The sequence below is a fragment of the Betaproteobacteria bacterium genome (genome assembly GCA_016791345.1).
Taxonomy (GTDB): domain Bacteria; phylum Pseudomonadota; class Gammaproteobacteria; order Burkholderiales; family JAEUMW01; genus JAEUMW01.
Genome location: JAEUMW010000371.1, coordinates 1 through 1,922, shown reverse-complemented (window position 1 = coordinate 1,922; position 1,922 = coordinate 1). Strand labels below are relative to the sequence as shown.

The window sequence follows — 1,922 nt, the reverse complement described above, 5'->3', positions numbered from 1 at the left end:
GGCGCTCAAGCAGTTTCACGACGCGCTGCTCGCACCGATCCTCAGCCGCACCGGCCGCACGCCTTATCCCTACATCCTCCTCCTCGACGGAAACGATCCGCGCGGCATCGACGTCGCGGTGCTGTCACGGCATCCCATCTTTGACTTGAGCACGCACATCTTCGATGTTCCCGGTGCGCCGCCCGTGTTCGCACGCGACTGCGCCGAGTACTTTGTCGAGATGCCGGGTCTCGCCAAACCTTTGCTGGTGATGGCCAACCATTTCACGAGCCAGGGCAGCGATCACGACGGCCTGCGCCGCCGGCTGCCGCAGTCGAGTCGCGTGAAGGAGATCTTCGACGACCGCACGCAGCAGGGCTTCACGCACATCATCATTGCCGGAGACCTGAACGACACGCCGGCCTCCCAGGGCCTCGCCCCGCTGGTGAGTCATCCCGATCTCAAGGACGCGGTGGCCCGGTTCGCGAACGACATCGACCCGTCAGGCAAGCGGCTCGGCACGTACGAGGACGGTAGGCAGCAGCTCGACTATCTGTTCATGTCGCCCGCGGTTGCGGCCATCGCCAGGCACGCCGGCATCGAGCGGCGCGGCTACTACGCCGGGCGGCGCTGGAAGTCGTTCGACAGCGTCACGAGCGAGCGCCTGCAGGCGTCGGACCACCACGTCGTGTGGGTCGATCTTGCCGTGTGAAGCGGCCCTAGCTGCTGCGACCGAAAAGGCTCGGCAGGAATCGTCTGCGGGTCGTCGCATGCAGGACGGCGAAAGAGCGACCATGTAGTTGGTAGGCATCGCCGCCGCGGAAACTCGACTGCGACGGCCGCCCGTCCTCGACGCGGGTGTCGACTAGCGCTGACCACTGGATGTGTTCGTGCAAACGCGGGATCACGAAGGGGATCGTCTCGTGATGCGCATTCACCAGGATCAGGAAGTTTTCGCTCGCCCCAGCGCGCGTGGAGACCCGTTGTCCGGGTGGTGCGTTGTGCGACGACGTCGCTGCGACGTGTTGCTCCGTTCGCGGCGCGGAACCGCCCACCAGCACGAGCAGCCATTTCCAGAGCCATGCGAGGTGCCGTAGGACGCGGCCGTGGCGGGCTTCGTGCGGCTGCTCACCGACCAGGCATACGCCGAGACAGCGCGCGTGCGAGTGATGCCACGCCTCCTCGCTCATCTCCAGTCCATCGGGTGTGAGCCAGGTGATGCCCTTCAGCCCGTCGGCTGCCGTGGGACTTCCGTGGACATACTCGCTGCGGCGGAAGACCGGATGCCGACGTCGTAGACGGATTAGGCTGCGCACGAATTCGCACAGCTCGCGGTCTTCCCGCCGGAGATTCCAGTCGACCCAGGAGATCTCGTTGTCCTGACAGTAGGCGTTGTTGTTGCCGCGTTGCGTGCGCCCGATCTCGTCGCCGGCGAGCAGCATGGGCACGCCCTGCGAAAGCAGCAGCATCGCCAGGAAGTTCCGCTTCTGGCGCCGGCGCAGCGCGTTGACGCCGGCATCGTCGCACTCGCCTTCCGCACCGCAGTTCCAGCTCAGGTTGTGACTGCTGCCGTCACGGTTGTCCTCGAGATTCGCCTCGTTGTGCTTGTCGTTGTAGCTCACGAGATCGTGCAGCGTGAAGCCGTCGTGCGCGCAGACGAAGTTCACGCTCGCCTGCGGCTTGCGGCCTTGCCACTCGTAGAGGTCGCTGGAACCGGTGAACCGCGTGGCGAACTCGCCGATGGTCGCGCCATGAGCCTTACCGAACGCGCGTATGGTGTCGCGGTAGCGGTCGTTCCATTCGGACCACGCCTGCGGAAAGTTGCCAAGCTGATAACCACCGGGGTTCAGGTCCCATGGCTCGGCGATGAGCTTCACCTGCGATAGAACGGGGTCACGCGTGACTGCCTCGACGAAGGCGCCCTGCATCTCCACGTCGTACGT

Annotated in this window: 2 protein-coding genes; one reads left to right on the top strand and one right to left on the bottom strand. The window is 65.2% G+C overall.

Translation table 11 applies throughout. The features are described 5' to 3' along the window. On the top strand, positions 1-691 hold a 691-nt coding region (locus tag JNK68_14480), incomplete at its 5' end, for an endonuclease/exonuclease/phosphatase family protein (GenBank protein MBL8541550.1). 7 nt (positions 692-698) lie between these two features. Here JNK68_14480 and JNK68_14475 read toward each other — a convergent pair. Then, a partial coding sequence (locus tag JNK68_14475) for a hypothetical protein (protein MBL8541549.1) occupies positions 699-1,922 on the bottom strand: 1,224 nt, incomplete at its 5' end.